1 protein-coding gene is annotated in these 578 nt (G+C 68.3%); it reads left to right on the forward strand.

The features are described 5' to 3' along the window. A partial coding sequence (locus tag KUM32_RS36460) for a carbohydrate ABC transporter permease (RefSeq protein ID WP_217146180.1) occupies positions 1-578 on the forward strand: 578 nt, incomplete at both ends.

Genomic DNA, 578 nt, shown 5'->3' on the forward strand with positions numbered 1-578 from the left:
TCCAGGTGCCGGTCATGCTCGTCTTCGCCACCGCGCTCGCGCTGCTGCTCGACGCCGCGTCCGCGCGCTGGGTCGGCTTCTTCCGCACCGCCTTCTTCCTGCCGTACGGCATCCCCGGCGTCATCGCCTCCATCCTGTGGGGCTTCCTCTACGTCCCCGGCATCAGCCCGCTGGTGGAGATCGCCGACTCGGCCGGCTGGCAGGTGGACTTCCTCGGCCGGGACGCCGTCCTGTGGTCCATCGCCAACATCGTCACCTGGCAGTTCACCGGCTACAACATGCTCGTGCTGATCGCCCAGCTCAAGGCGATCCCCGGCGACCTGTACGAGGCCGCGCGGATCGACGGGGCGAGCGCCTGGCAGATCGTCCGGCACGTCAAGCTGCCGCTGATCAAGCCGGCGCTGGTGCTCACCACCGTGTTCAGCATCATCGGCACCCTGCAACTCTTCGCCGAGCCGATGGTGCTGCGCCCGCTCGGCACCTCCATCGACTCCGGCTACACGCCCAACCTGCACGCCTACAACGAGGCGTTCACCAGCAACAACCAGCACATCGCGGCGGCCGAGGCGGTCCTGCTC

It is taken from the genome of Streptomyces sp. AC627_RSS907, assembly GCF_019049165.1.